At 43.9% G+C, this 7,285-nt stretch carries 4 protein-coding genes and 1 pseudogene; 1 reads left to right on the top strand and 4 read right to left on the bottom strand.

The features are described from left to right. On the top strand, nucleotides 1-1,675 hold a 1,675-nt coding region (locus B3X18_RS03015), incomplete at its 5' end, for a TRAP transporter large permease subunit (protein WP_286935126.1). Nucleotides 1,676-1,741: 66 nt separating this feature from the next. Here the strand turns inward: B3X18_RS03015 and B3X18_RS03010 are convergent. The 4 genes and pseudogenes from B3X18_RS03010 to rnr form a co-directional block, all read right to left on the bottom strand. After that, nucleotides 1,742-2,173 carry a hypothetical protein gene (locus B3X18_RS03010; protein ID WP_034669927.1) on the bottom strand — a complete coding sequence of 144 codons (432 nt, stop codon included), beginning with the start codon at nucleotides 2,171-2,173 and terminating at the stop codon, nucleotides 1,742-1,744. A 9-nt stretch (nucleotides 2,174-2,182) separates the two neighbouring features. After that, nucleotides 2,183-2,377 (bottom strand): YheV family putative metal-binding protein, encoded by a 195-nt coding sequence (locus B3X18_RS03005; protein WP_286935128.1) that lies wholly within the window; start codon nucleotides 2,375-2,377, stop codon nucleotides 2,183-2,185. 58 nt (nucleotides 2,378-2,435) lie between these two features. After that, nucleotides 2,436-4,476 (bottom strand): annotated as a pseudogene (locus tag B3X18_RS03000) (M3 family metallopeptidase). A gap of 210 nt (nucleotides 4,477-4,686) precedes the next feature. After that, nucleotides 4,687-7,095: a ribonuclease R gene (rnr, locus tag B3X18_RS02995; protein WP_286935127.1), complete on the bottom strand. Its 2,409-nt coding sequence runs from the start codon at nucleotides 7,093-7,095 to the stop codon at nucleotides 4,687-4,689. Between the last annotated feature and the right edge of the window lie 190 nt (nucleotides 7,096-7,285).

The following is a 7,285-nucleotide window of genomic DNA, read 5'->3' as shown; positions in this document are numbered from 1 at the left end:
GGCGGCGAATCTTTTACTCACTTCATCTGCTTTAAGCCAATATCATTCAATGATGAATGCCGGAGTTGAAATTGTCCGGGAAATCCAGAATATTTATGGGCTGTGGATTACCCTGTTTGGTATATTAAGTCTAATCAGTTTGTTCTATCTGTTTAAGCCTCCTAATCCGTCACGTGAAGGCGGCAGCTTTGGTCTGGCATTTCTAAGTGTGCCTTTATATGCCTATATGGCAGTAATTACTGGGGTGGCCTTTACTTTCTTCATGGACTATCCGATGGGTCAGGGAATTTATCTCGGACAATTGGTGGAGTTCTCCAGTATCTTTTTAAATTTGGCTTTATTTATCTGGGCAGGGATGCTGTTAAAACAGACCCAGATTGTAGATATGTTCCTGAATATTTTACGTCCATGGAACTTGGCTCCAGAAACTTTGACCTGGTTAATTTTGCTGGCTGCTGCTTTGCCTACAGCTTATACCGGTGCATCAGGAATTTTTGTTATTGCAGCCGGCGCAATTATATATAAAGAGGTTTGGCTTTCAGGTGGGCGCCGACAGTTCGCACTGGCTGCAAGCGCCATGTCTGGCTCACTTGGTGTAGTATTACGTCCATGTCTGTTGATTGTAGTGGTCGCTTCACTGAACAAGGAAGTAACGACTGACTTGCTTTATCACTATGGTTTATATGTATTTTTATTGACTTCGACACTGTTTCTCGTTATTTCACTCTTCTTTGCCGAACGGAAATTTCGGATTGCTGCGCCAAGTGTCGCTTTTCCAAAGTCATTTCGTGCTATAGGCCCGGTACTACCTTATGTACTGATCTTTGTATTGATCTGGCTATTTTACAAATATATCCTGGCAACCGATCTTAATGAATTTACAGCGCCAGTCATGATGCCCGTAATTCTGCTTATGATTGTTCTGTTTGATAAGTTAAGGCAAAGCCCGGAAGCTGTTACTACGGTAGGCTACAATCCTGCTGTAGACCGTTATGCAGTAACAATGGGAGATCCTGCTACGCTGGCTACAGTGAACACCGCTATACCTGCGACTGAATACCATCAGGTGGTTACAGCTAACGCAACACAAGGAATGTCTGCTGATCATAGCGTAGCAAGATCAGGTCCGGTAAAAGAACCCCAAGTAGGTTTTAAGCGTGCTTTGCATTTATCTACCAGTGAAACAGTGGGCCATATTGGTGCCTTAGTAATTCTCATGGCACTGTCAGTCAGTGTGGGTGGGTTTCTGGAACGCATTGAGATTATGAGTGCTTTCCCAACCGATATCAGCAATACCTTTTTAGTGCTGACAATGATTGTTGCTGTCATGGTATTTGTTGGCATGATTATGGACCCATTTGGGGCAGTCATTCTAATCTCAGCTACAATTGCGCCCGTGGCTTATCAATATGGTATCCATCCTGTACATTTCTGGATGATTGCTTTAATTGGTTTTGAACTAGGCTATGTCACGCCACCTGTTGCCTTAAACCATCTCCTTGCCCGTCAATCTATTGGTGATGAAGAGGTAGCAGATGCGGATGCAGAAGTACGCCATAAATCATTTTACTATCGTTATGAGCGGTGGATATTACCAGTTATTGTCATGTTTCCTGCGATGCTAATTATTACTTTCGCGCCTTATATTTTTAAGCTGTTCGGCTGGTATCAGTAAAATATTGAGTCATTAATAAAAAAGCACTCTCGAGTGCTTTTTTTGTAAGTATCTTTAGGTAACAGATTAGCTAGAAGGTTGTTGTGCCAGCTGGGCTTCAAGCAATTTAATCTGCTCTTCTTTAAGCTGAATCAGTTTATCTGCACTGGCATGCTGTTCTTGAAGAAGTGCCTGCTGCTGCTTTAACTGGTTCTGGATATCATCCAGTTTAGCAATTTCTTCTTTAGCCAGTGCTGGAGCCGGATGAACAGGTTCATTTAGGAGCTGATCATCGACCAAGGGAGGACCTTGTTTGGCTTGCTGAGGTTCGGACTGGTCTGAAGGGACAGCATTCATAGGCTTTGATGTACTTTGCTTAACTTCTACCGGCTGTGAGACAGCAGGGGACTGATCTTGTAGCAACCAGAAATACAGCGCGATCATGACGATGATTGCCGTAATAACGCCGGCAATAAACCATAATAAGTTTGAATTATTTTTTTGCACTGTAACAGACATCTTTACAGCCTACTGTTTCTGACGAGGCTTGAACTGGATTACCCCTACATCATCAGGAAGAGCAACCTCCTGTGGTTGCTCTATATGAGTAGGACGCCGATCTGAATAACCACATTCAATGCATTCAATCCATTCATCATCTTCGGTGGTCAGCATAATAATTTTATCCAGCGCTTCGCATTTTGGACATCTTACTCCTGCGATAANNACGACGTTTAATATTCATTATCCTAACCACACACTGATTAAATAAAGGACTAGTTTAAGCGGTTTTAGGGTGATCCGTCCAACCTTGATGACGTAATAGCGCGTCAATTTTAGGTTCACGACCACGGAAATTGACAAAAGCATCTAGTGCCTTATCTTTACCGCCTGCGGCCAGTATGGCTGAACGGAAAGCCTTGCCGGTTTCAGTATTGAAAATACCTTCATTCTCAAAGCGGTCAAATGCATCACTTGCCAGTACTTCAGCCCACTTATAAGAATAGTAACCAGCAGCATAACCACCGGCAAAGATATGACTAAAGCTGTGCTGGAAGCGATTATAGGGTACAGCTGGCACCACTGCATATTGTTCACGAATATCATCCAGAACCTGCTGAATCTGCGGGCTATTTAATGCTGGCGTCATTTTATGAATAGTAAGGTCAAATAGTGCAAACTCGACCTGACGTAAAGTCTGCATGCCAGACTGGAAAAAACGTGCTGCCAGCAGTGCCTGTAGTAACTGCTCTGGTAAGGCATCTTTAGTTTCAATATGTTCACTTAACAGGTTCAGGCTCTGCTGATCCCAAGTCCAGAATTCCATAAACTGACTAGGTAGCTCGACTGCATCCCATTCCACGCCGTGTGTACCTGCTACTGAAATATTGTCGACTTCGGTGAGCATGTGATGCAGGCCATGACCAAATTCATGGAATAGCGTATTGACTTCATCATGAGTGAGCAGGGCAGGTTGTGTTCCGACCGGGGGAGTAAAGTTACAGACCATGTAACATACAGGCTTTTGCAGGTGTTCGGATTGCTGCATGCGTGAACGGAATCCGCTCATCCAGGCTCCGCCGCGTTTACCGCTACGGGCATACAAATCAAAATAGAAACCGCCCAGAACTTCGCCTTGGTCTTCAAGCTCAAAATAATGTACATCGGGATGCCATGTAGCTGCTTCCCGCTCTACAATCTGGATACCATATAAACGTTCTACGATCTGGAATAAACCACGAATGACTTTAGGAGCAGGAAAATAAGGCTTTAAATCTTCCTGAGACAGATTGAACTGTTGTTGTTTAAGTTTTTCTGAGTAGTAAGCTGTATCCCAAGGTTTAAGCTCATTCACTCCATCTGAGCCGGCTATTGCTTTAAGTTCAGCAATTTCTTTCAGAGCGGGCTTACGGGCATGTTCAGCCAGTTCAACCAGAAATTTATTCACACTGTCTACATCGGGCGCCATCTTGCTAGCCAAGGAGTACTCAGCATAGTTGTTAAAACCTAGCAGTTTTGCCATTTCCTGACGCAGACTCAGAATTTCTTCCATAATCTGGCTATTATCATATTCAGGATGGTCAGACTGCTCTGAAGCGCGTGTAGTATAGGCCTTATACAGTTCTTCACGTAACTCGCGGTCATCGGCATAAGTCATAATTNNCCAGGTATGCAGGCAGGTCCAGTGTTGCTACAGGCTGTTCCAGTTCACGCTGCTGTCCATACTGTTTTAGCAGCTCGATACTGCTTTGTGGTAAGCCTCTGAGCTGCTCCTGTTCAAGCGGTTTAAAATAGGCCTGTGTAGCATCTAGCACATGATTGGAAAAATCTGAAGAGAGTTGTGATAAGCGTGCAGAAATCTCTGCATAGCGTTTCTTTTCTTCACCTTCTAGAGCAACACCTGAAAGTTTAAAGTCACGTAAGGCCAGTCGAATGGCGCTTTGCTGAGCTTCTGGCAACAGGGAAAAGTCAGGGCTGTCATGTAGAGCCTGATAAGTCTGATACAAGACACTATGCTGACCAAGCTCAGTATAATATTCACTCAAGGCAGGAAGTAAGGCCTGAAAAATCTCGCGTGTTTCGCTATTATTCATCACGGCATTTAAATGCGAGAGTATGCCCCAAGATTCGCTCATATTATTCTCAAGCGTATCTACCTGTTCCAGTATGTGAAGCTGTTGCTGGTGATTTTCTGGGACTTGCTGTAATTGCTTTAAAAAAGTCTGGCCATATTCAATCTGCTGTTCAATCTGCCGCTTTAAATGCTCAAGTTTGATCTGGTCAAATTGTGGCAAAGGTAAAGTTGCTTTTTCCAAAGTCATCGTTATACGCCTGATTTTCAAAATACTTGCTACTAGATGTAAGTCTTGTATAAAGGGAAATCAAGACTTGGCAGGAAAATAAGCGTGGGAATCTTGTGGCTGAGCATTAAACTTGCCTTTTAAAAAACATGATTGCAATAAAATTTTTAATAAGGCTAAAAATGAAAAGGCAAGAGATTAGCTCTTGCCATTCACCAAAATAAAGAAGATTTAATCCTGCCGTGATTTGGCATTGGACCTGCGCTTCTTATCCTTTGATTTTTTCTTGGGAGCTTCTTTGCTTACAGAAGCCTTTTCAGCAGATTTTTTTCCTGACTTCTTGGTATAAGAGCTAGGCTTACTGCTTTTATTGCGTTTTTTACGGACAGGTTGCTCACCAGAGTCATCCTTGTTGCGTACGCCGTGATTTTCTTCCCGCACCTGTGCAACGCGAGGGGCACGGCTACGCACTGCTCGTCCAGCATGAGTAAGTTGCCGAACCAGCTCAAAGTCAATTTTCCGTTCTTCAAGCTGAACACCTGCAACCTTAATTCTGACTTCATCTCCCAAGCCAAAAACCTGGCCACGAGACTGGCCAATCAGACTCTGACTCGGCTGGTCATAGACAAAAAAGTCATCTCCAAGCTGGCTGACATGCAGCATGCCATCAACGTACAGATCTTTCAGGGTAACGAACAGCCCGAATTCAGTTACAGCACTGATTATACCGTCGAATTCTTCACCTAGATGCTGCTGCATATAATGGCATTTTAGCCACATTGTTACACTACGGGAGGCTTCATCGGCACGGCGTTCTGTCTGAGAATAATGCTCACCTGCCTCAGCCAGCTGGTTGCCTGACAGGGCAAACTGTTTATGTTTCAAATGTGCTTTAATTGCGCGGTGTAACAGTAAGTCCGGATAGCGGCGGATTGGCGAGGTAAAATGAGTATAAGCTTCATAAGCCAGACCGTAATGACCGATATTTTCTGGTCCATAATAAGCCTGCATCATAGAACGTAATAACACGGCATGAATACTTGGTGCATCAATCCGGTCTTTTGTTGCTTCAATGACGGCCTGGTAATCAGCCTGAGTTGGCTGCTCCGGGAAATTTAACCCCAGGAGTTTCACATAATCCCGTACTTTCTGGGTACGCGAAAACTCTGGTGCATCATGGACCCGATATAACATTGGAATTTCATTTTTCAATGAATATTCAGCAGCTGCAACGTTAGCCAGCAGCATACATTCTTCAATCAGTTTATGTGCTTCATTACGGCTACGTGGCAAAATTTCCTTAATACCGCCCAGCTCATCAAATGTCATATATGTTTCGACAGTTTCAAATTCCATCGCATGACGTTTTGCACGTAATTCTTTCAGGACCTGATAAAGTTGGAACAGGGTATTAAGTGATTTGCGAACAGTACGATCTTCAGGGACAGCCTGGCTGTCACCGTCCAGATAGGCAGCAACCTGGGTATAGGTCAGACGTGCTTTAGAGTGCATGACTGCCGGATAAAATTCATACTGGGTAACACGGCCGGCACGTGAAACATTTAAATCACAGACCATGCACAAGCGGTCCAGATGCGGATTCAGTGAACAGAGACCATTAGAGAGCGCTTCTGGCAACATCGGCAGGACAAAATGCGGAAAATACACAGAGGTCCCGCGTTCTTCAGCTTCTTCATTCAGTGCTGTGCCCAAACGTACATAGTGACTGACATCAGCGATTGCGACCACCACTCGATAACCACCGCCCGGACGTTTTTCTGCGTATACGGCATCATCAAAATCGCGTGCATCTTCACCGTCAATTGTGACCAGAGCCAGATCACGTAAATCTACCCGGCCCTGACGGTCCTGTTCATCCGGCTCTTTAAAACTGGCTGCTTCCTTTAAAACCTCTTCAGGAAACTCATAAGGCAGCCCATATTCCAAGATGGTTTGTGGAATGATAATTTCAGTATCGGCTTTATCTGCCATTGATTGCACAATATGACCGGTAGAAAACTCTTCCCGAGTCGGATAATCATCAATAGCAACACGCACCATATCACCCAAGTTAATTTTGGCGTGATCGATCAGTTCTTTTTCCAGGGTAATCGGTTGATGCTGGTTTGGCATGGAAGGCTGAATAAAATATTCACCTTCATACATTTTCAGCTGCCCAATAATCTGCTTGACCCGGCGCTGGATTACTTCAGTAATAAAGCCCCAAGCTTTACCCTTGCGGTCAGTACTGGTCTGACGTACCCGTACCCGGTCACCATTAAAGACCAGACGCAGTTCACGTTCTGGTAAATACAAATTATCCTGGCCATCAATCTGTGCGATGCCCATACCTTTTGTATTGATATACACTGTAGCTTCATAAGTAGGCAAGTCAGCAACCAGCTGAAACTTGAATCCATCCTTGACCAGTTGTCCATCACGTACCATTGCAATCAGGCGGTGATTAAGCGCGTCAATACTTTTTTGGTCCTGGATTTCAAAATGCTCAACCAGGTCGGCATGGGATTGCGGCGCCTGTAACTGTTCAATCGTTTTTTGAATCAAAATACGACTTGGAATAGGATTGTCATAACGTTCAGCTTCTGCTTTAGCTTCAGGATCGACCCAATTTTTCATAATTTCGTTTGGCTTGACATCAGAAGATACCTTTAGCATAAGTCATGCCGGCCCGGACTGCACGTAAATGATTGCAATAATGTGTTTTATCTTGAGAATAATCGGAAACTAAGTACCTCAAAAATTATAGAGTGAGCATTTAAAGATCAGAAAACTCTGTAAAACCCGATAAATTGCTTAAAAAATATTTAAT

Origin of the sequence: Acinetobacter sp. UBA6571 (genome assembly GCF_002434085.1) — a bacterium.
GTDB classification, from domain to species: domain Bacteria; phylum Pseudomonadota; class Gammaproteobacteria; order Pseudomonadales; family Moraxellaceae; genus Acinetobacter; species Acinetobacter radioresistens.
Note: the sequence above shows the minus strand (reverse complement) of the source record. Positions and strands in the feature narration are given on the sequence as shown.